The organism is Pelistega indica (assembly GCF_000506865.1).
Taxonomy (GTDB): Bacteria; Pseudomonadota; Gammaproteobacteria; order Burkholderiales; family Burkholderiaceae_B; genus Taylorella; species Taylorella indica.
On the sequence record NZ_AYSV01000073.1, the window covers coordinates 1 to 22,860 of the forward strand.

General features: G+C 38.8%; 20 protein-coding genes, 1 tRNA gene and 1 pseudogene. 11 read left to right on the forward strand and 11 right to left on the reverse strand.

Translation table 11 applies throughout. The annotated features are described in order from the left end of the window. Positions 1-49 precede the first annotated feature (49 nt). The 8 genes from V757_RS28415 to V757_RS20615 form a co-directional block, all read right to left on the reverse strand. Complete coding sequence (locus V757_RS28415; RefSeq protein WP_155805792.1) at positions 50-193, reverse strand: hypothetical protein; 144 nt, start codon at positions 191-193, stop codon at positions 50-52. Positions 194-199: 6 nt separating this feature from the next. Continuing rightward, a complete protein-coding gene (gene gsiD / locus V757_RS20585; protein WP_023950625.1) occupies positions 200-1,078 on the reverse strand; it encodes a glutathione ABC transporter permease GsiD in 879 nt (292 codons plus the stop codon). Between the two features lie 12 nt (positions 1,079-1,090). Then, positions 1,091-2,011 carry a glutathione ABC transporter permease GsiC gene (gsiC, locus tag V757_RS20590; RefSeq protein WP_031274457.1) on the reverse strand — a complete coding sequence of 307 codons (921 nt, stop codon included), beginning with the start codon at positions 2,009-2,011 and terminating at the stop codon, positions 1,091-1,093. A 130-nt stretch (positions 2,012-2,141) separates the two neighbouring features. Then, the gene (gene gsiB, locus V757_RS20595) at positions 2,142-3,692 is read right to left on the reverse strand and encodes a glutathione ABC transporter substrate-binding protein GsiB (RefSeq protein ID WP_023950629.1); all 1,551 of its coding nucleotides are present in this window, start codon (positions 3,690-3,692) and stop codon (positions 2,142-2,144) included. 34 nt (positions 3,693-3,726) lie between these two features. After that, positions 3,727-5,601, reverse strand: coding sequence for a dipeptide ABC transporter ATP-binding protein (locus V757_RS20600; RefSeq protein ID WP_031274459.1), 1,875 nt, complete (start codon positions 5,599-5,601; stop codon positions 3,727-3,729). A gap of 19 nt (positions 5,602-5,620) precedes the next feature. Then, positions 5,621-6,487 carry a MurR/RpiR family transcriptional regulator gene (locus V757_RS20605; protein ID WP_023950633.1) on the reverse strand — a complete coding sequence of 289 codons (867 nt, stop codon included), beginning with the start codon at positions 6,485-6,487 and terminating at the stop codon, positions 5,621-5,623. A 387-nt stretch (positions 6,488-6,874) separates the two neighbouring features. Further along, positions 6,875-8,662: an OmpA family protein gene (locus V757_RS27525; protein ID WP_023950635.1), complete on the reverse strand. Its 1,788-nt coding sequence runs from the start codon at positions 8,660-8,662 to the stop codon at positions 6,875-6,877. 171 nt (positions 8,663-8,833) lie between these two features. Continuing rightward, on the reverse strand, positions 8,834-9,775 hold the full coding sequence (locus tag V757_RS20615) for a 3-hydroxyacyl-CoA dehydrogenase family protein (protein WP_023950637.1): 942 nt from the start codon (positions 9,773-9,775) through the stop codon (positions 8,834-8,836). Positions 9,776-10,371: 596 nt separating this feature from the next. On the opposite strand from V757_RS20615, the gene V757_RS20620 reads away from it, so the two are divergent. The 5 genes from V757_RS20620 to V757_RS20640 all read left to right on the forward strand — a co-directional run bounded on the left by V757_RS20620 (position 10,372) and on the right by V757_RS20640 (position 18,621). Then, positions 10,372-11,718 carry a YadA-like family protein gene (locus V757_RS20620; RefSeq protein ID WP_023950639.1) on the forward strand — a complete coding sequence of 449 codons (1,347 nt, stop codon included), beginning with the start codon at positions 10,372-10,374 and terminating at the stop codon, positions 11,716-11,718. A gap of 161 nt (positions 11,719-11,879) precedes the next feature. Beyond that, positions 11,880-13,892, forward strand: a complete 2,013-nt coding sequence (locus V757_RS20625) for a TonB-dependent receptor domain-containing protein (protein ID WP_023950641.1) — start codon at positions 11,880-11,882, stop codon at positions 13,890-13,892. A 30-nt stretch (positions 13,893-13,922) separates the two neighbouring features. Continuing rightward, positions 13,923-17,798, forward strand: coding sequence for a cobaltochelatase subunit CobN (gene cobN / locus V757_RS20630; RefSeq protein ID WP_023950643.1), 3,876 nt, complete (start codon positions 13,923-13,925; stop codon positions 17,796-17,798). A 5-nt stretch (positions 17,799-17,803) separates the two neighbouring features. Beyond that, positions 17,804-18,292, forward strand: a complete 489-nt coding sequence (locus V757_RS20635) for a MotA/TolQ/ExbB proton channel family protein (RefSeq protein WP_023950645.1) — start codon at positions 17,804-17,806, stop codon at positions 18,290-18,292. Continuing rightward, entirely contained in the window at positions 18,292-18,621 is a 330-nt protein-coding gene (locus tag V757_RS20640) for a DUF2149 domain-containing protein (protein WP_023950647.1), read from the forward strand. Before V757_RS20635 ends, V757_RS20640 begins: the two co-directional genes overlap by 1 nt. A gap of 20 nt (positions 18,622-18,641) precedes the next feature. On the opposite strand, the gene V757_RS20645 is transcribed toward V757_RS20640, so the two are convergent. Further along, positions 18,642-19,328 (reverse strand): LrgB family protein, encoded by a 687-nt coding sequence (locus V757_RS20645; protein WP_023950649.1) that lies wholly within the window; start codon positions 19,326-19,328, stop codon positions 18,642-18,644. Continuing rightward, the gene (locus V757_RS20650; RefSeq protein WP_023950651.1) at positions 19,328-19,750 is read right to left on the reverse strand and encodes a CidA/LrgA family protein; all 423 of its coding nucleotides are present in this window, start codon (positions 19,748-19,750) and stop codon (positions 19,328-19,330) included. Before V757_RS20650 ends, V757_RS20645 begins: the two co-directional genes overlap by 1 nt. 189 nt (positions 19,751-19,939) lie before the next feature. Here V757_RS20650 and V757_RS20655 point away from each other — a divergent pair. From V757_RS20655 to V757_RS20660, 3 genes are all read left to right on the forward strand, one after another. Next, positions 19,940-20,024: transfer RNA gene (locus tag V757_RS20655), tRNA-Leu, on the forward strand. A gap of 426 nt (positions 20,025-20,450) precedes the next feature. Beyond that, positions 20,451-20,669 carry an Arm DNA-binding domain-containing protein gene (locus V757_RS27530; protein WP_052019297.1) on the forward strand — a complete coding sequence of 73 codons (219 nt, stop codon included), beginning with the start codon at positions 20,451-20,453 and terminating at the stop codon, positions 20,667-20,669. Positions 20,670-20,681: 12 nt separating this feature from the next. Next, on the forward strand, positions 20,682-21,677 hold the full coding sequence (locus V757_RS20660; protein ID WP_052019299.1) for a tyrosine-type recombinase/integrase: 996 nt from the start codon (positions 20,682-20,684) through the stop codon (positions 21,675-21,677). Positions 21,678-21,682: 5 nt separating this feature from the next. Here V757_RS20660 and V757_RS20665 read toward each other — a convergent pair whose 3' ends face one another. Continuing rightward, complete coding sequence (locus tag V757_RS20665; protein ID WP_023950653.1) at positions 21,683-22,045, reverse strand: hypothetical protein; 363 nt, start codon at positions 22,043-22,045, stop codon at positions 21,683-21,685. Positions 22,046-22,186: 141 nt separating this feature from the next. Between V757_RS20665 and V757_RS20670 the strand changes: the two genes are divergently transcribed. The 3 genes and pseudogenes from V757_RS20670 to V757_RS28420 all read left to right on the forward strand — a co-directional run. Continuing rightward, positions 22,187-22,447, forward strand: coding sequence for a transposase (locus V757_RS20670; protein WP_023949273.1), 261 nt, complete (start codon positions 22,187-22,189; stop codon positions 22,445-22,447). Next, positions 22,447-22,668: a hypothetical protein gene (locus V757_RS27535; RefSeq protein ID WP_052019301.1), complete on the forward strand. Its 222-nt coding sequence runs from the start codon at positions 22,447-22,449 to the stop codon at positions 22,666-22,668. Before V757_RS20670 ends, V757_RS27535 begins: the two co-directional genes overlap by 1 nt. Continuing rightward, positions 22,647-22,860, forward strand: a pseudogene (locus V757_RS28420) (IS3 family transposase); the annotation flags it as partial. The gene V757_RS27535 and the pseudogene V757_RS28420, both read left to right, overlap by 22 nt.

Here is a 22,860-nt window from a genome sequence, read left to right on the forward strand (position 1 = left end):
ACCTTTCAGTAAAATATCACCTGCATGAGTGTAATGACGGTAACCCAGTTTACGATGTAGAACCTTCTTGTAAAGTTACCTGTCCAACGCTCACACCCGCAATATCAGTAATTTGGTTATTCGGTCCACTTGGCAGAATACCAATGGTTGGTGGTGTGGATTCGTTAATGGTTGAATTAAAAACGTTCATCATAAGAATTTATTGTTTTAATTTGGGATCTAAGGCGTCACGTAGACCGTCACCTAATAAATTAAAGGCTAAAACAGTCAAGAAAATGGCTAAAGAAGGAAAGAGTGCTACATGAGGTGCTAATACCATATCCGCACGAGCCTCATTTAACATTGCTCCCCATTCGGGGGTAGGTGGCTGAGCACCTAAACCAATGAAAGATAAAGAAGCCGCTGTAATAATAGAAGTACCAATTCGCATTGTCCCATAGACAACAATAGGTGAAATTGTGCCAGGCAAAATATGTTTCAATATAATTGAAAAATCTGATGCACCGATACTACGAGCCGCTTCAACATAGGTCATATTTTTGAGGGCAAGAGTATTGCCACGTACTAAACGTGCAAATGCTGGGATACTAAATACAGCTACAGCAATAATGACATTAATAATGCTAGCACCAAGTACGGCAATAACACCAATAGCCAATAAAATACCCGGAAAGGCAAGTAATACATCAGAAATACGCATAACAACACGATCTATCCAACCTTCATAATAACCAGCAAGGAGTCCGAGAATAGTGCCGATAATTGCACCTAAAGCGACTGAAATAAAGCCAGCAGCAAGCGAAATTCGAGTGCCCATAATAATTCGACTTAGAATATCACGGCCAAGAGAATCGACACCCATCCAGTGTTCCCAAGTTGGAGGGGAGTTGAGCTTATCATAATCGAAATAGTTTTCAGGATCAAAAGGAACAATCCATGGAGCAGCAATAGCAATAATGACTAATAGCAAAACAAATAGTCCAGCTAGCATAGCCAATTTTTGTTTTTTAAATTTCCGAATAAACTCTGAGGTTGGTGTACGGATATGATCTTTTGTAGAAGAATTTTTTTGTGTCATGATACAGCTCATTTATTTATAACGGATGGTTGGATTAATTACACCGTAGAGAACATCGACGATTAAATTAATCAGAATAAATTCGACAGAAAAAAGTAAAACTAATCCTTGGATAACAGGATAGTCACGAGCAGACACTGCATCTACCAATAAACTCCCCATACCAGGCCACCCAAAGACGGTCTCTACTACAATAGAGCCGCCTAATAGGAAACCAAACTGTAGTCCCATCATAGTCACAACGGGAATTAGTGCATTACGCAAACTATGCTTAATAATTACCACAGGTTCAGAGAGCCCTTTTGCACGAGCAGTTCTTACAAAATCTTCATTAATCACTTCAACAAAAGATGCGCGTGTAAAACGAGCCATGACAGCAGCAACACCAGCCCCTAACGTAATTGAAGGAAGAATATAATGTTTCCATGAACTGGCCCCAACAGAGGGTAGCCAGCCTAAACTCACCGAAAAATATTGAATTAATACCATACCTAAAGCAAAGGCAGGAAAAGAAATACCTGAGACGGCTAGTGTCATAAACAAGCGATCTGGCCAACGATTACGCCATACAGCAGAAACTACACCAATCGTTAAACCAAAAATAACTGACCAAATCATGCTAGTAATTGTTAACATCATGGTTGGGTTAAAGCGAGTAGCAATCTCAGTTAATACAGGACGCTTTGACCGTAGAGATGTGCCCAAATCACCATGAAATAGATTCCCCATGTAATGAATAAATTGCTCATGCAAAGGTAGATGCAATCCTAAACTCTTACGAACCAGCTCTACAGTCTCAGCATCAGCTTCAGGGCCAGCAGCAAGCACAGCAGGATCACCGGGTAAGATATGGACAAATAAAAAGACCACTACACAGATAATAAAAAGTGTAGGAATCATTCCTAAAATTCGTTTGATTATGTATGACAGCATGAAATTATCCAGAAAACAGCAAACGGCATAAATAAATTATTCACGATCATTTATAGATATGGTCGATAAAGTAATCTAGCCCTATGGTGACTAAAGGCTAGATTACCCTCGTACTATTTTTAATAAAGAATTAATCTTTTAATTCAACATTTTTAAAATAGTAAGAACCGTCAGGCATAACATAGAAGCCTTCTAGTTTTTTATTGCGAGCAGCAACGGTTTTACTTACGTTTAAGAATGCCCAAGGTGCATCAGCCCAAATTTGTTGCTGTGCATCAGCATATAACTTAGCTTTTTCTGCTTTATCGGTAGTTTTTAATGCCGCCGCTAAATCTTGGTCAACTTTATCGTTTTTATAGTAAGCCGTGTTATTAAAAGTAGGAGGCCAAGCATCACCAGCTAATAATGGACTTAATGCCCAGTTGGCTTCACCAGTTGATGCAGACCAACCGGCATAGTACATACGGACTTGAGCATCTTTAGGATCTTTAACCGATTGAACGCGTTGAACACGTTGCCCTGCTTCTAATGCTTCGACAGAGACTTTAATACCGACTTGGCGTAATTGTTGTTGGATAAACTGAATGGCTTTAACAGAAGTGCCGTCATTATAAGCAGACCATAATGTTGATTCGAAGCCATTTGGATAGCCTGCTTCTTTTAATAGTTCTTTGGCTTTGGCTACATCATATTTCCATGGCTCGATTTTGTATGAATACTCAACCTTCTCAGGAACAACACCAGCAGCTGCATCAGCATAACCATTAAATGCTACTTTATTTAAGGCCTCTTTGTTAATTGCATAGTTGATGGCTTGACGTACTTTAGGATTATCAAATGGTTTCACCAAAGTATTCATAGAAATATAGCGCAAGATAATTGATGGCTCTACAACAAGCTCAATTTTGTCATCTTTTTTAAGAACATCGACTTGTTCAAAAGGCACAGGGTAAGTAAATTGTGCTTCACCAGTTTGCATGACAGCCGCACGAGTATTGTTATCACTAACGACACGGAAAGTTAATGAGTCAAGTTTTGCTGGTTCGTCTTTGTTCCAGTAGCCATCAAATTTTTTCATTGTCACTGTTTGACCTGGATTCCATTCGGCGAATTGATAGCGACCAGTTCCTACTGGATGTAGGTTGATGTCTTTGCCGTATTTTTTCAATGCTTCTGGTGAAATAATCATTGCAGATGGGTGGGCAAGATTATTGATGAAAGCTGAAAATGGCTCATTTAAGGTGATTTTTAATGTTAAAGGATCAACGACTTCAATGGTTTTAATAGCTTTAAATTGATTAAAGCGAGCAAGCGCATTATTTTTATCTAAAACACGATCAAAGTTAAATTTAACAGCCTCTGCATTGAAATCAGTACCGTCTTGAAATTTAACACCTTCGCGAAGTTTAAATGTATAAACAAGACCGTCAGGGCTTACTTCATAGCCTGTTGCAAGAAGAGGTTTAATTTCTAAATCTTTATTGAACTCGAAAAGACCTTCATACCAACCTTTACCAATAGCTTGGCTTAATGTTGAGTTGGTGTTATATGGATCTAATGAGTCAATGCTGTATGGAATGGCTACAACAGCATCTTTTGCGGCATAGGCATTAGATGCAAAAGCCATACCCGCCATCAATGCTGAGGCAAGAAGTGATTTTTTAAAAGAAGTAATTGTCATATGATGCTCCTAAGCGGATAAACAATACTGAGGGTTAACGATAGATTCCAACAGGGTGGCGCGCAACAAAATGATCTACACCAACTTGTTCGAGAGGACGGACGATAGGTTCATCACCTAAAGCACGAATAGGGCTAGGGATTTCTCCCGTGAGTAATTTTTTATCTAAGTGGCGACGGCTTGGATCAGCAATCGGCACAGCTTCAATAAGCTTTTTAGTATAGGGATGCTGTGGATTCTCAAAAATGGCTTGTCGAGAGCCCATTTCCACGATTTGCCCTAAATACATTACCGCAATACGGTGACTGATGCGTTCAACGACCGCCATATCATGAGAAATAAACAGATAAGAGATACCAAATTCTTGTTGTAAATCCATGAGCAGATTAATAATTTGTGCTTGGATAGAAACGTCTAGTGCAGACACAGACTCATCCGCAATAACAACCTTAGGATTTAAGGCTAAGGCACGAGCGATACAAACACGTTGTCTCTGTCCGCCAGAAAACTCATGTGGATAGCGCTGAGCCATATCAGATGATAAGCCTACTTTTTCTAATAACCAAGCGACTCTATCTGCTGCTTCTTTGCCACTAGCGATGTTATGCACTAATAGTGGCTCCATAATTGAATAGCCGACTGTCTGGCGAGGATCTAAAGAGGCATAAGGGTCTTGGAAGATAAATTGAATATCTCTGCGTACTTTTTGCATTTGGGCATTATTAAATTGGCTAATATTTTGATCATTAAAAATAATATTGCCGCTTTCTGCTTTAATTAACTGTAGTAAAGACCGTCCAGTCGTTGATTTTCCACAACCAGATTCACCCACAAGTGATAGCGTTTCTTTTGGATATAAATCAAAATTAATTTTCTCTACAGCATGGACACGTTTTTGGACTCTTCCGAAAAAACCACCAGTGATATTAAAACGAGTCACCAAATCTTTAACCTGAAGAATAGGAGAGTGGTCATAATCGGGCTGCAGAGCAGGATGAATAATGTCGTTGTTAATAGAGTCAGGCTCTTTCATAGACAGTAATTCAAATCGCTCAGGAAGCTTCTTGCCAACCATGCTACCAAGACGAGGAACAGCTGATAATAAGGCCTTGGTGTAAGCATGTTGTGGATTAGAAAATACTTCTTGAGAAATATTTTCTTCGACTTTATCACCCTTATACATCACAAGAACACGATCGGCTACTTCAGCAACGACACCCATATCATGGGTAATAAAGATAACCCCCATATTCATTTCTTTTTGTAGTTCACGGATGAGTTGTAGGATTTGTGCTTGAATAGTTACATCTAAGGCAGTAGTAGGCTCATCAGCGATCAGTAAAGAGGGTTTACAGGTAAGTCCCATCGCAATCATTACTCGCTGGCGCATACCTCCAGAAAGCTGGTGAGGATAACGAGTAAGAACATTTTTAGCCTCTGGAATACGTACTTGATCTAGCATACGTAATGCTTCTGACATCGCTTGTGTGGCATTTAAGCCTTGATGCAAGCGGATAGACTCAGCAATTTGTTCACCAACTGTAAATACAGGGTTAAGAGAAGTCATAGGCTCTTGGAAAATCATCGCCATATCTGCACCGCGGATACGGCGTAAGTCGGCTTTATCAAGTTTAGCTAAGTCTACTGTTTTTTGATTGCGTCCAGTAAATAGCATTTCACCTTGAGTGATAGTGCCGCCCCCATTTTCTACTAAACGCATTAGCGATAATGAAGTAACTGATTTACCAGAACCAGATTCGCCAACGATAGCTAGGGTCTCACCTTTGTTCACAGCAAAAGATAAGTCTTTGACAGCGTGTACAGTTCTTTCAGAGCTAATAAAATCAACGCTTAAATGACGGACATCGATAACAGGTTGGGATTGATGTAAAGGTGTAGTTGTAGACATAGTAAAACTCATGTTATATCTAATTGTTAGGGTTAACTAACCAAGGGGCTAGCGTTTCTGCCATCTCGGTGGCTAACTCGACGGATCTATCGGAAGCATAATCAACCGCGGCTAACAGCCCTTCAATAAGAGCAAGGGTGGATGCTTCTGAGTTTTGTCCATATTGTGTTTGACTTTGCCCATAAAGAACGCAGTCAGCAATTGGTACGATAGGAGCGGTTAATTTATCGGTTAGTGCAAGAATTTTTGCTCCTCGCGATTTCGCTTTTTTGGCTAACTCTATCGTATCAAGAAGATAGCGAGGAAAAGAAATCGCTAATATTAAATCACCTTCTTTGACAAAAGTCAGACGACGAGCTGCCTCAGAAATCCCGCCATGGGTGCTTAATGAAACCGCCATATCGTTGTATGGAAATAAGCGCCTTTCCATAATGCCGCTTAAATAGCCACTAGAACCAAAGCCTAGAATATAGACACGGCTAGCCGCAAGAATCATTTGTACCGCTTTTTCACAGCTATCATTGGTTAATTGATGACGCGTAGTTTCCAGATTATTTTGCACTTCGTTAAAAACATTAGAAAATACCTGCTGAATAGAAGTGACTGTTTTGCGCTCTTCTTTTAATCGATGAACGGACTCTAATACACTCTCGAAACCTTTTATAAGGTCTTGTCTAAAAGCTGCATAACCTGCATATCCTAGGGCTTTAGCGAAACGATTGGCACTGGCGGTTGAGCTTTGAACAGCCTGTGCAAACTCATCAATAGAGTAGAGAGCTACTTTGAAAGGGTTCTCTAATACATAAGTCGCCATCTTTTGTTGTGGTACTGTCAACAAATGTATTTTTTGAGTGAGTGCTTTAGTGAAAGTGGTTTCAATAGCCATGGTCAGAGACGGAAATTTATTTACATAAAGATTATTATATGTAAATAAATTTACATATAAGGGTTTTCCCTTATTTTCGAGATAATTAACAGATATAGATGAAAAAATAATGACACGAGATAAAATAGTGGTGTTTTTTTACCACCAATAGAAGTGGCTAAGTACGCAAGACACAAAAGTGGTCACATGCTGTCACCCCTTTAGTGGTGTAGATCTTTTTTAATTTTGACGTGCAGGTTTCCAATGGAGGAGATTAGGAATAGTCACTTATTCGCTATAATGAAAACCTGCACGCCGAAAACGCTACTTTATCCCCAAAAACAAAAAGGGTGACATTTCTGTCACCCTCAACGTTTTGAACGTTATATGTGTTTAAGCTTTTTGTGATTATTTAGCGTTAAACTCAATACGACGGTTTTTGCTGCGACCTTCTTCTGTGTTGTTGTCATAAGCAGGTTTGTCTTGACCGTAGCCAACTGCTGTAAGTGAATCAGCTGGTACGCCTTTTCCAACTAGGTAGTTGCGAACGGCATTAGCACGTTCTTCTGATAGTTTTTGATTAGCAGCAGCATCACCAACATTATCAGTATGGCCAGAGATTTCACCGCCACGTTTGTTGTCGATTAAGTATTTAGCAAATGCATCTAAACGACGGTTGTAGCGAGCTTTAATGTCAGATTTAGCTGTATCAAATACGATGTTTAAGTCTAACATAGGAGCTGACATATCGGCGATTACTTCGGCTTCTGGTTCTTCAGCTGGTGTAGCAGCAGGAGCAGCAGCTGTAGCAGGGGCATTTACTTTTACGCCATCAGCATTAATAGAGAATAAACCACCTAATAACGCTTTAACTTTGTCAATTAAGCTAGTTTTGTCTTCATCACTAGCCACTTCACCAGTTAAGTTAAATACTTTATCTGCGAACGAACCATTGATACCTGGGAAGTTTTTGAAGATATCAGCTAAACCACCAAAGTTATCAAATGAGAATTTACCTACAGATGGATCAACTTTTAAATTATCAACAATTGGTAAACCAGCGGCTAAACCTTTGAACGCATCTAGAATACTAGATTTGATACCTTCATTTTGAACTGTACCAGATACAGTTAAATCTTTGTCAGATTTCATCCAGCCTAAGTCACCTAGACCTTCAGTAACTTTAACTTCAGGAGCTGGAGTAGCTGCAGCTGCCGGAGCAGCTTCCGCAGGTTTTTCTTCAGCTTTAGGGGCCGGAGCAGCTTCTGCAGGTTTTTCTTCAGCTTTAGGGGCCGGAGCAGCTTCTACAGGTTTTTCTTCCGCTTTAGGAGCTGGAGCAGTTTCAGCAGGTTTGTTTTCAACAGGAGCAGACACTTCTTTGTCGCTAGAGCAACTCTTAATACCTAGTAATGCAGCTAATAGAACAGCAGCAGCAACTAACCATTTCCATAGACCACCACCAGATTTACCAGATTGAACTACAGGCTTAGCAGCGTTAGCAGCTGATGTAGTTGCAGTTGTTGTAGCTGATTTAGCCGCTGCCGCAGTTGCAGCACTAACGCCAGCTGCAGTTGCACCAACAGCAGCAGTTGTTGTGCCTAATGAAGAAGCTAAACGATTAACACCACCGAATACATCGTTTAATGATGTATTTGCAAAGCCTAATGCACCTAGTGCTTCAGTATCTAAGTGATTAGCAGCAAATTTAGATTGTTCGCCTAATAGACTAGCAAATCCACCTAAACCTAAACCACTAGCGATTTTGTTTTTAAAGAAAGCAAAAATAGTTGGAATTAATAAACCTAAAACACCTTTTGCTTTATCGCTTGTTGTATTAGCACTATTTGCTAAGTAAGCGCTAACAGCATCAGTACGAGAGCCGAAAATGCTAGGAATTAAGTTTTTGCCTAATTCTAATAAACTACCAGCTTCAGTTGCTGTAGCTTGTGATTTGCCAGTGATAATGTCTAAAGGATTAACATTGCCAGAGAAGGCTGTGTTTTTAATCAAATCAAATAAGCCAGTAGCACCCTCTTTTGAGCCTGCTTTTTGAGCCATGCTACCTAATACCATTGATAAACCTTTGTTTACTAGGTTACCAGCGCCATCATTAGATAAGCCAAATTGTTTAGTTACTTGACCAAGTACTAAATCACGTACTGGGCCCTGGAATAATTGTCCTAAATCAAAGCTCATTATTTCTTCCTTTTGTAAAAATTAAAAAATTTACAGCGTCAGTAAAACATTCTGTATATAGGTAATAATACCATGTCTATTTAAAACTATATGTTAATACTTGTTAAGTAGTTAAGGGAAGGTTAAGTTTTGGTATGTAAAGGAAAAAGTGGATAAAAATATTGATTTAAATTATTCGATACTCTGCTTTAATTTCATCAATTTTAAGAAGTTTATATCTCGTTGCGTAGTTTTGTTAGCAATGCTATCAGGAGTATATGAGTAAATACCAGCACCAGTTTTCACACCAAGAGCTCCTTTGTGAACTAGCTCAGTGATTGATTGAGGGGCATGCTCACTTTTGTTTAATGTAGGGGCAAGATTTTCAATCACTCTTGCCCATGTATCTAAGCCCCCAAAGTCGGCTGTTTCTAAGGGGCCGATAAATGCCCATCTAAAACCAGGACCAGCGGTAATTGCTGTGTCAATGCTATGAGCATCGGCAACTCCTTCTTCAAGCAAACTAAGGGCTTCTCTAGCAAGAGCCGCTTGGAGACGATTTGCAATAAACCCGGGCTTGTCTTTTAGCAATACCACAGGTTCTTTGTCGATAGCCTGCATCATCTGTTTTACCCGATCTAGAACCTCTTTTGGGGTTTGATGATTACCCAGAATTTCAACCAACGGTACAATCTGAGCAGGATTAAAAAAATGAGTAATCACAAAGCGTTCTTTGTGTTGAATGCCTTCTGCGAGCTTCTCTACAGCAAATGACGATGTATTCGAGGCAATGATTGCATCAATACTTGCAAATTGTTCAATTTGTTTAAATAAATCATATTTTAGAGAAAGAATTTCAGGGGCAGCTTCGGTAATAATAACCGCCTCAGTTACCGCTTCTTCAATTGATGTTGTTGGGTGTATATTAGCCAGAATAGATGAAATTTTTTCTGGAGCTATCAACCCAATAGTAGAAAAGTGCTTAAGACTTTCTTGAATATGATGAATACCTTTGTTTAAGGCATCATGAGAAATATCATAAAGAGCTACTTGATAATTTGCCATGGCATATAGCTGAGCAATGCCATGCCCCATAATACCGGCACCTAAAACAGCGACTTGTTGATTCGTCATTAGTAAACCTCTTGAATATTGATATGAGAAAACACGTAATACGTATTAATACTCACGGACATTTGAAAGAATAAGTATAGAGCGAAATAAGACGTTTTTCTAGAATGAAAATACTCAAACGCCGTTAAAAGCTATCGAATAAATACGTTAGCTTTTTTTTGATAGCAGGAGAGTATTTATTCATCAATTTTAGGAAAATCGGAGACTTTTATGCAGTTCGATAAGAATACATTATATAAACAAATACTCGCAGGATTTTTACTGGTATCTAGCGTGCCTTTGCAGGCGGCGGAATATGAACCACCAGATCCTACATATAAATCTATTTTTTTAAGTTGTTTCTGCTACCTCATATGATAATGATGGTTGTAGAACTCCAATTGAAACTAGAACAAATCGGTCTGGCAGTTATATGACAGGATACGATTACACAACGTTTTTTTTTATTAGGAGATGCTGACTCATCAACTATTAATGAAACGCGTATTACTGAAATTGAAACCAAAAATACGACCCAAGATAATCGTCTAACGACTATAGAAACAAAAAATAACGATCAAGATGTAGAAATTGCAAAAAAAGCGGACAAAACTTATGTGGATACAGAGCTAGGTAAGAAAGCTGATAAGACCTATGTAGACGCACAAAATGTGAAGCAAGATACTGAGATTGCTACAAAAGCGGACAAAACTTATGTGGATACAGAGCTAAGTAAGAAAGCTGATAAGACCTATGTAGACGCACAAAATGTGAAGCAAGATACTGAGATTGCGAAGAAAGCGGACAAAACCTATGTAGATGCCCAAAATGCTTCTCAAGATAGTAAAATTACCCAAAATGCGACCGATATTTCAGGTCTAAAAGCAAAAGATGTCGAACATGATAATCGTTTAGATGGTCACGACCAAGCGATTGCTCGTATTGATGTAAAAGATGCAGAGCAAGACAATCGTATTTTTGCTAACGAAACTACTATCGCTAAAGGCTTAAACTTTGCTGGTGATACAGGAAACTTTAATCGTCAATTAGGGGATAAAGTGACTATCAAAGGCGATAAAAATATCAGCACAGTCGCTAACGGTGGTGTGATTAGTTTAAACCTGTCTGATAACCCTGTGTTTGATGGTGTGGTAACGGTAGGTAAAGGTATTACGGTATTATCCTCTGCCAAAATTGATATGGGTGGTAATGTTATCGGTAATGTTGGTAAAGGGGCTATTACGTCTGGTTCTAAAGACGCCGTCACAGGCGGACAAGTATTTGATTTAGCCTCAGATGTAGCTAAAAATTTTGGTGCTGGGGTTACAGTTACTAAAGAGGGACGCTTAACGGTTCCTAACATCAATATCACTGATGCAAAAACAGGTAAAACAATTACCCATAACAATATGGGTAGTGCATTTGAGCATGTGAATGCGAATCAAGTCGTACATACCGCTCGTTTAGATGGATTGGATACCAAAACAGATAATACGGCTAAGAGCGTTGCTACTATTCTTGGAGGAGGCTCAAAAGCCTTACCAAATGGTGTCGTAACGGCTCCAAACATTCAAGTGACAGATGCCAAGACAGGTAAAACGATGACACATCATGATGTCGCCAGTGCTTTAGGTCATGTGAATGCAAATCAAATAGAGCATACCAAACGATTGGATGGATTAGATCGCAAAACAGCAGATTTAAGCTCTAGCTTACGCTCTGTGAAGAAACAATCACAAGCAGGTATTGCCTCAGCCATGGCAGTCGCAAGCCTTCCGCAAGCATGGAAGCCAGAGCAAACAGGAATGATGATTGGTACTGCTGTTTATCGTGGGGAAACGGGCTATGCATTGGGAATTTCTAGAATGAGCAGTACAGGGAAAATTGTCTGGAAAGGGGCTTTTAGTGCAGATAGTAGAGGAGGGCTTGGTGCTAGTGTAGGCGCTATTTTCACTTTTGATTAATAGAAATAGTCGATAAAAACGACATTGAAAAAGAGGGATTTAAGTAACATTGTCTTAATTGAATTGTTAAATAAATTAAGCAAAAACGTCTATTTATTTCCCTTTTTTGCTTTACGAAATAAATGTTATGTTATAACATAACATATTTTGAACGGGGAAAAATGGAAAAAAGTCTTTTATATTCTGCAATTATTAGTGCCTTACTCACACAAACGGCTTTAGCAGTAACTCAATTATCGAACCAAGAATTACAAGAACAAGATGTTCCTACATTAGAAAATATCGTTGTAACAGCTACTTCGTCAGAACGTGCATTAGTAGATGCGCCAGCCAGTATTTCTGTGATTACGCAGAAAAAATTACAACAACAACCTGTGAATGATTTAGCAAAGGCAGTTGATGCCAGTGTGGGGGTGTCACTAGAGAGTTTAGGCAATGGTAGGCAAGGCATTAGTATTCGAGGGATGAATTCAGATCATACCTTAATTCTGATTAATGGCGAACGAATTAATAATTCTGCTTCAGCAATTGCGCACTCGGATTTTGAGTTAGGTTGGGTGCCAACAGAAGCGTTAGAGCGTGTCGAAATAGTGCGTGGCCCAATGTCTTCTTTATACGGTTCAGAAGCATTAGGTGGTGTAGTCAATATGATTACAAGGACGGCAACAGATAAATGGGAAGGATCACTAAGTAGTTATGGCGTATGGAATGATCATGGTTTAGGTGGTGATCAATTTAAAACGGGTTTTTATCTTGGCGGACCATTGGTTAAGGATACTTTAGGTTTAAACCTTTGGGGAGAGTACCGCTATCGTGAACCATTAAAAGAGGTGGAAAAACCATTTTATGCCTTGGATAAACAACAAGCTAAAACAGGACATATAGGTCTCACATGGACTCCTGACGCACAACAAAGAATTGATGCATCAATAGATATGAATAATGAAGAACAAGAAAGCTATCGAGAGGGGTCAGTGTCTAAGTTGCCTAGTTCAGGATCTAAGCCGGGAAAACCGAGTAAACCCATATTAGTCAAATCGCCTGATTATCATTTAACGCATGATGTGCAGCGTCGTCGCTATTCTCTTTCTCATCAAGGTACTTGGAGTTGGGGGGATACGATGTTGCGTGTATATCAGACGGAGTTAAAACGTCTCGCTCATCGAACTGATGATAAAGATGCTGGAGGTCCTAATAAGTTTAGAGATAGTGTGATTGATGGTAAAGCTAGTTTTAGATTAGGCAATCATCATTATGTAACGGCAGGGGCTGAATACAGACGTGAATCACTGGATGATCCAACTATCAATAAGAAAAAGCATAAGGCTCAAAATCACTATGCGGTATTTTTACAAGATGAGTTGTTCATCAATGATAAATGGGATGCAGTAATAGGTGTACGAGCAGACAGACATGAAGATTTTGGCTGGGAATTTAGTCCTAGAGCCTACCTTACCTATAGGCCAAATGAGGTATGGACGATTAAAGCTGGGGTTGGTAAAGGTTTTAAAGCACCTACACTAAAACAGTTATCGGCAGAATATGAGTCCAGAGCAGCGATGGGAGGGCGAGGTATTATTCGTGGCAATCCAGAGTTAAAACCCGAAACAACCGTCTCGTATGAACTAGGAGCAGCCTATGATGATAACCAATTCTCTGCAGGGGTAACGCTGTTTAGAAATGATGTTAATAATCTTATCGAAACAACTCGCCAAAAACAATGTGATGTGGCAGGAAGGGTATGTCTTGCCTACGAAAATGTGAATAAAGCGGTATTGCAAGGTGCAGAATTCACGCTAGGGTATAAATTCTCAGAAACGTGGGAAGCGGAAGCAAACTATACTTACTTGAGTGCTAAAAATAAGACCTTATCAGAACCGTTGAGTGACCGTTCTCGCCATCGTGCGAATGCGATGGTGACATGGAAACCTCTTGATGGGTTAAGTACGAGTGTTCGATTTGAGCACATAGGCTCACAATATAGAACGACTAAGAATCAACCAGCCTATAACTTAGTGCATTGGTATGTGAATTATGACATCAATAAAAATCTCAGTGTTAGAGCAGGTATAGAAAACATCGCTAATAAACGCTTAGCACTAGATGATATTAGCTTGTTTAGTCGTGCAGACGAGGGGCGCCGTTATTTTGCTGGCTTTACAGCAAGATTCTAGATGGTGAGTTGGAGAGGAGTGTTAATAACAATGCAGATACCACGCTTGCTATTAGGTATTTTTAGTGTGTTTTTCTTATGTTGGCATACCCTGACTCAAGGGCAGACATTGCCGACGGTACATATGTTGCATACTACGTTTGTATCGGAAGAAAAATATATGCATTTGAGTAAGATAGCCCAGCAACAAGGGATAAAATTAGTGTCTCAACAGCTAGGTCAAAAAAATTCTTCATTAAACGTCCCAATAGATAATAATGACGTGCTTATTTTTGATACTCCTCGACCTAATGATCGTGCACAGTTTAAATCTGTTTGGGAAAAAATTCGGACAGAACAAAATAACCCTTATCTAATGATAGGTGGTGGGCGACCAGAGAGTAGTTTGGATACATCTATCGTAAAAGTATTAACGGCTTTATATCAATCAGGTGGAGAGAGAAACTACCAACGTTTTTTTCAACTACTTAAATTAACGTTGCTGAATCAAGAAATTGATAATGATTTGTTGGTAATGCCAGAGCGTGTTCCTGATAGTGCTTTTTATCATCCTGATGCGCCACAACTCTTTTACTCTATCCAAGAATACCTCAGGTGGTATGAATCCTACCAAAAACAACAGCATTTAACAGTGACTGGTAAGGTGGGATTTTTAACGCATTCTTCAGTAATTGGGGATATGTTGACACAGAATATTGATGAGTTAGTGGCACGTAGTGAAGCCCATCATATGATGCCTATTGTATTTTGGTCGAACGGAAAGCGAAGCTTGGTAGAGATTGTTGGCAAGAATAATGTAGATGTATTGGTCAATATGACGCATCTACAAAATGGCGAACAACTGAAAAAAGATTTTCAAGTAATGAATATTCCTGTCATACAAACGTTGAAGTTTAGGGAGGGTTCCTTGGCTCAATGGGCAAATGCAGCGAGTGGAGTTAATGCGAATACCACAGCGTTATTTTTATCTATCCCTGAGAGTTGGGGATTGAGTGATCCTATCGTACTATCAGCAACATCACAAGGTAAAGAGCGTCTTATTCCGACACAGGCGCATGCTTTAATTACGAAGTTGAAAAACTTGCTAGTACTTAAACATCTGAAGAATGCGGATAAAAAAATTGCCATTATGTTTTGGAATCATCCTGAAGGGGATAAAAATATTGGCGCATCCAATTTAAATGTACCTACTAGCATTGTGTCGATTACACAAGCCTTAAAAAATCATGCTTATTACGTTGAAGGCAATTTGAGCGAAGAAAATGTGATTAAAACAGCACAGCGCTTGTTAAGTGCTATTTATAAACCAACATTGCTTGATGAGTTAAGACAACAAGGATTGGTAGCCTTATATCCAGTTGATAAATATGAACAATGGCTTAATCAGTTACCCTCTTATCGTAAAAATGAATTACTTCATAATGGACGTCTAGCAGACCATCCAGCTATTAGAGAAGTGGAGGGTAAGCGTTATTTTCTGATCCCTCGCTGGCAAATAGGGAATATTACGGTGTTACCACAACTGGCAAGACATTTGCATAACAATAAACAACATTATCATGATACACACAGTATTCCTGACCATTGGTATATGGCAGCTTTTCTTTATCTGCAAGAAAATGAACATACCTTAATTAACTTAGGGACACATGGTACGCAAGAGTGGCTACCCGGGAAAGATAGAGGACTTGCTGCCGAAGATTATTCATGGTTAACAGCAGGAGGTTTACCTATTTTTTATCCATATATCCAAGATAATGTAGGCGAGGCAATACAGGCTAAACGTCGCGGTCGAGCGATTACTATTAGTCATCAGACACCTCCATTTTCTCCTGCTGGGTTATATGAGGAATTGCGTGATATACATGAGCTTATCCATCAATATGAGCAAGCAGATGATGGGATGACCAAAGAGCAATTAAAGCAGAATATTATTACTTTAAGTATAAACAGTAAGCTATCTAATGATATGCAATGGCAAGAAAAAGATATGCAAGCAAAATTCGCAGACTATCTGGCACAGTTACATGATCATTTACATGAGATGGCGAATGTTGCTACACCGCTTGGGTTACATACGTTTGGAAAAGAAGCAGATAAATCCCATTTAATTACAATGGTGATGCAGCAATTAGGGGAAAGTTTTTATAATGCTTTAAACTTAAATTATGAAGAACGATTATTCGATAATGTTGATAAGCTAACTCAACATCCTGCTTATTTAGCGGTAGAAAAAATGATTAATGGAGAAAGCGTTGCACCAGAGTTAGCCCCTTTTACCGCTACAGCACAAGAAAATTATCAACGATTGCAAAATACCCATGAATTAGAGTCATTGTTGTCGGCTTTATCTGGAGAATTTGTACCTGCAGGTAACGGAGGGGATCCTATTCGTCAACCAGATATTGAAAGCGGTAAAAATCTCTATGCGTTTGAAGCAACCAAGATTCCGACAAAAGCAGCTTATGAGTCAGCAGAACAAGCATTTGCTCAACTAGTCAACTCTTATCGAGATGCTCATCAGCAGGCGTACCCCAAGAAATTAGCCTTCAGTTTATGGTCATCAGAAGCCATAAGACATATGGGTATTACAGAGTCTCAAATACTCTATGCATTAGGCTTACGTCCTGTTTGGAATCCAGCTGGCAAATTGATAGCATTGGAGATTATTCCAACGCAAGAATTAAATCGCCCACGGATTGATGTTGTTGTGCAAGTGACAGGAGTCTATCGGGATCAGTTTGATTCGTATATACGTTTATTGGATGAGGCGATACAAAAATTATCACTCTTAGATGAGCAGAATAATTTAGTCGCAGACAATACAAAAAGTATTGCGTCTGAATTGATCAAAAAAGGGTTGCCTGAAAAAGAGGCATTACTCATGGCTGGCAGACGTCTTTTTGGTAATTCCCCTGGAGAATATGGGACAGGTGTTCCACATTTGGCGATGCACTCTACAGAGTGGGATGATGATAGTGCATTAGCACAACAATTTTTAAAGAGCCTTCAATATAGTTTTGGTAAAGACCATTGGGGTCAATCAGCAGGGAGTGAAAATTTATTTGCAGAGCAGTTAAAAGGAACTGATATGGCCGTAATGGCTAGATCATCAAATGTTCATGGTGTGTTATCGACAGATCATCCATTTGAGTTTTTAGGAGGATTATCATCAGCGATAAAACATCTTGATGGTAAGGCGCCTCAGTTAATGATTTCTGATTTGCGTCAGCAGCAACCAAAAACAAAGGGGCTTGAGCAGTTTCTCAGTGATGAAATGCGCGTACGTTATCTAAACCCACAGTGGATTAAGTCCATGCAAGCGGAGGGATATGCGGGTACCGTGGCGATAGTAAATGTCAATAATAATTTATTTGGCTGGCAAGTGATGGATGAGCGTAGTGTACGTGATGACCAGTGGCAGGCAATGATGGATGTGTATATTCAAGATAAATATCAATTAGATATGAATAAATGGTTTGAGCAACACAATCCAACGGCACAAGCACAAATGATTGAAAAAATGATAGAGGCGATTCGTAAAGGTTATTGGCAAGCAAGTAAAGAAACGCAACAGGCGTTAGTAGAGCGTTGGCACGACTTAGAAAATAATCATGGCGTGACAATAGGGGCACCAAAAACAAAAGCGTTTATTGAACAAATAGCCAAAGGAGTGGGATTCAATGAAGGAGCAATACCTGAGGTAACGCAAACTTCACCAAACTCCTCTAGTGAGGTTGTGCCGCAAACATCATCTGAACAAGTACATGGACAAGTATTACAGGAAGTGGTGACCCCAAAACAGCAGCAGTCAAAGTGGGTCTTATGGGGTATGTTATTGATGATTGCTGCTGGTATGGCAACACAATGGTTTAAACAGAAACGATATCAACAGTTAGTAAAGTGATAAACATGGAATTTATTAGTCAAATCGAAGCAAATTTATATGAGGTTTCAAGGGTGTTTTTAGTCCCTGTATTACTCCTAATTGCTATTGCTCTTATTTATGCGTTATGGATGTTAGGAGGATTTTTGTTTGAGTGGTTACAACGTCAGTCAAGCAACTATATTTCACCTTTAAACTATTATGCAACTAAATATGGAATCAAGAGCAGTGATGATATAGAGCTGTGGATTATGAAAAAGCTTGAAGGCTTGAAAATTATTGCTAGGACTGCACCTATGTTAGGCTTAATAGCAACGATGATTCCTATGGGACCAGCATTATTAGCGTTAGGTTCAAACGATGCAAGTGCTGTGGGACAAAATATGGTGACAGCTTTCTCCGCGGTTATTTTAGCGTTAATTGCGGCGAGTATTTGTTTTTTTATACTGAATATACGTCGTCGTTGGTTACTAGAAGATCTACGCCAATTTGAACAACAGCATGGGGATAAATAATGCGATTCCTTGATGAAGAAGATAATGATCCTATGCTATCAGTGGTCAATCTGATAGACCTTTTTCTAGTGATTATTGGTGTATTAATGGTCACTATCGCACAGAATCCCTTAAATCCATTTTCAAACGAAGATGTGGTGGTAGTTGAGAATCCTGGAAAAGAGACGATGAAAATTATGGTAAAAGAGGGCAAAGAGCTTAAACGTTACGAGTCTAATGGTGAAATGGGTGAGGGAGAGGGATTGCGAGCAGGCATTACTTATCGCTTAAATGATGGCAGAATGATTTATGTCCCAGAAAATAAGCGTCAGTCTGTTCCGAAACAGTAAACGATTCTCCTCTTTATTCTTTAGGTGGTTAAGGACGTAATAAGCCAAGGTCCTACTAAGACCATGAATAAGCCAGCTACTACCATCGTTAAACTAGCGATAACCCCTTCTTCTTGATGTCTTTGCATGGCTTTGGCAGAACCAAATCCATGCGCCGCATTACCAAATGCCGCCCCTTGTGCAAAATGAGAGTCCAATTTAATCCATCCGAGGACAAAATCACCAATCACTACGCCCGTGATACCTGTCATCATTGTAAAAGCGGTGGCCAGTTCAGCTGAACCTTTGGTGCTTTTAGCTAATTCAATCGCAAAAGGGGTGGAAATAGAACGTGCCATTAGACTATGGGTGATTTCATCATTAAAACCGAATAAGCGTGAAAATCCATAGGCAATCAATACCCCCACTAACATCCCAAGCACCACGCCAATACCAATAGAGATGGTATGTTTTAAAATTAAATAGCGATATTCATAAATAGGAATCGCAAAAGCAACAGTGATAGGACCTAACAGCCAAATTAACCATTGATTGTAGGTGATGTACTCGTGATAGGAAATATCAAAAATCGCCAACCCTATAAATATAATGGTAGAAATCAGAATAATGGGGGTAAACACAAGAATAGGATAACGTGCATAGAGTTTCTTGCAGAGTAAATAAATTACTATTGTTAGCAGTAAACATATAAGAGCGATAGTATTCATTATGGTCTGCCTTGTTTTTTCAGATAGGCTTTTAATTTTTCTTCACACAGAAATCCAAATTTCACACTGTACCCCGTGACAATCATAACAGTAGCTGTACCAATAACCACAGCGATAATAAGTTTCCAACCATCCGTGAGTAATAACGTTTTATAGTTCATTAAACCAATAACACAGGGGACAAATAGCAGGACCAAATGCCCTAATGCCCAATGTGCTCCAGTTCTTACCCAAGATAATTTCATCACCCCTAGTAATAATGCGAAAAGCATGAGAAATAAGCCTGTTACACCCGCAGAAAGGGACAAGTTAAAATAACTAGAGATGAAGTAACCAACATACCAAAAGGCAAACAAGATGGCGAGTTGTAATAGCAATTGCGATAGAGAGCCAATCTTATAGGGGAGTTTTTTGACAATCATGAATGATATGAGTGTATAGCGTAAATTCTGTAATCTTTAATCGTGGGATTATTTTACGCTTTTCTTTGCTAGATATAAAGTGTATAAAGAGGGGCAAGTAGTCAAAAATAGTTTATGCTTTTCATGAAAATATTAAAAAATTTGGACAGCTCGAAAAAATAGGATTATAATTACTTTCTTTCCTCTCAAGCCTGAGTGGTGAAATTGGTAGACGCAGGGGACTCAAAATCCCCCGCCGCAAGGCGTGCCGGTTCGATTCCGGCCTCAGGCACCATCAACAAATTCAAAACAATTTATTTTTATTCAAAATAGTTTAAAAATATCAATAAAAACAACTAGTTAAAATAAAAATTCCTTTCTTTTCCTTTATTTTACTTTAATTAAATTTAAGTCTATTGATTAAATTATGTAGGTAAATTATCATTGGTTTACCTACACAAGTTAGATTTTTACCTACACAGATTTAGTTTGTTTTTATTTTTATTTTGTAAAAATGAAAAAAACCATTTGAACATGAATTATTTTCATAAAAAATTTCTAACTTGTGTTTTTATCCCCCCAACTTGTGTTTTGAATCCACCAACTTGTGGAGTTTTTAGGGCAACTTGTGGTTTTTTCTCTATGTATGGCTCGGGGGTAGATTAATTTTAGCCAAAAATCTATTTTAACATGAATTATTTTCATAAATAAAAATTAAACAATGAAACTAAATACTTATTTAATTAAACAAGAAATTAATAATGCAATTCAAACAAAAACCCCAAAAAAATTATTTGATGGTAAAGGGTTATGTTTGAACATTCGAAGTAATGGTGGTGCGAGTTGGCAATATCATTACCGAATAAACAAAACCCCAAAAACGCTATCTATTGGTATATATCCAGATATTTCACTCAAAGAAGCTAGAATCCTTCACTAAAAAGCAATACTCATGAAAACAGAAGGTAAAGATCCAGCCCTAGAGAAAAAAGAAAAAAAACAAGCACAACAAGCACAAGAGCAAAATACTTTCGAAAAATACTGTTGGTTATGGTTTGAGATGCGCTCTAAACGACTAAGTGAAAAATATGCTCATGATCTTCAACATCAAATTAAACGCCTTATTATTCCTGCTTTAGGTCATATACCTATTGAAAAAATTACGCCACCTACAGTAATGAATCTGTTAAATGATTTATCTAATAAAGGGCTAGGTGATACAACTAGGCGAACATTACAACGAATTAATGCCATTATGAATTATGCCGTTCAAATTGGTGCTTTATCTATCAACCCTATCTTATCGTTAACTGGGATTGTCGTTATTCCTCCTACTAAACATCAGTTAGCTTTGCGAGAAGATGAGCTAACAGAGTTTTTTAAACGATTAATCACGGTCAATGCTAGAGCACAAACAAAAATAGCTATGCTCATCACTATTCTTACTTTTGTTCGAGTTGGCTCTTTACGTCAAGTTGAATGGAAAGAAATAGATTTTGACCAAAAGACATGGACTATCCCTGCTGAAAAATTTAAAGGAGGAGCAATGTCTTTGATTGTTCCTCTTTCAGATTGGGTATTATCACTATTCCGAGAGCTTAGAACACTAGACAAACAGGAAACAGGGTATATTTTTTATAATTGCTATGACAGTACTAAATATATGTCTGAAAATGCCTTGTCTTATTTAATGGGTAGAATGGGCTATCATGGAATAGCTACGCCGCATGGCTTCCGTTCTCTAGCAACAGACATTTTGAATGAAAAAAGCAATTTCTCCCCCGACATTATTGAACGTCAACTAGGACATATAGAAAGGAATTCAGTCAGAAGAGCCTATCACCGTACCGAATATATGCCTGCTCGAATTGAAATGATGGAATGGTATTCCTTATATATTAGAAAATATTATGATGAAGCCTGTCACTTAAAAAAACCAATACTATAAGTTTTTTAAATCAAATTTTCCAATTTTACATTAGGGTGAGACCAACTAGGGGCTTTATAATCACTTTTAGGGTGTTCTTTTGGTGAATTATCCGTCTCCGTTTTTTCAGTATTAGTTTTTATTGGTTTATTATTTATTTTGTCTTGAGTGGATTGTTTATGTTCTAAATTATCTGTCCTAATTAAAAATTGTCGAATGTTTACGATACTACTGTTTATTTCATGTTCAGCTAAAAATTTTTGGATATAGGCGTAAGTTGCCCCAGCCTCCCTTAGCCCCTTTATTTCTTTTTCAAACTGGAACAGCTTAGATTTTTTATCCTTTGTGCTGAACGGATTTTTTCTCATGTACTCTTCAATATCAACCATTAAACGCCCTCAAACAGAAATCAAAAAGTTTTATATCTGATAAACATCATATTAACATGATTTGGTAGCCACCCCCTAAATTAATACAGCTCAAATGTAGAAATTTCCTTTAAAATTTAATTGATAATTAGGAGTTTTACAATGAGCAAACGTAAGCGTGAAGAGCAGATCATTGCTTTATTAAAGCGAGCAGAGGCCGGCGAGCCTATCGCTGAACTATGTCGCCAAGAAGGTATTGCTGTTTCCACCTTTTACAAGTGGCGTTCCAAGTATGATGGCCTAGAAGCGTCGGAGCTGAAGCGCCTTAAGCAGATTGAGCAAGAGCACGAGCGGCTTAAGAAGATGTACGCTGAGTTGAGTTTGATGGCCCGTATGCAGGAGGAGATTATAAAAAAGCTCTAGTGCCTGTAGAAACACGTAAGGCTTGGGCTCGTGACCTACAGGCAAGGCATCAAGTGAGTATCGTTAAAAGCTGCCAAGCAGTCGGTATTAGCCGCACGGCTTATTACTACCGTAAACGCCAAGTTGACGATAGTTTCGTTGAAGAGGTCTTGCTTAGGCTCACCGAACGTCATCCTCGCTGGGGCTTTGGTGAAGTGTTTTGTACCGCTTACGCGCCTTAGGTCATACATGGAATCATAAACGCGTACAACGCGTCTATCATCAGCTTCGATTACAGCTACGAAGCAAACGCAAACAGCGTTTACCGGCAAGGCATCCGATGCCATTGACGCAACCGGTCATGGCACGAAGCAGTTGGTCAATTGATTTTATGTCGGATGGTCTGACGGGTCGCCGTCGGTTCCGTACACTGA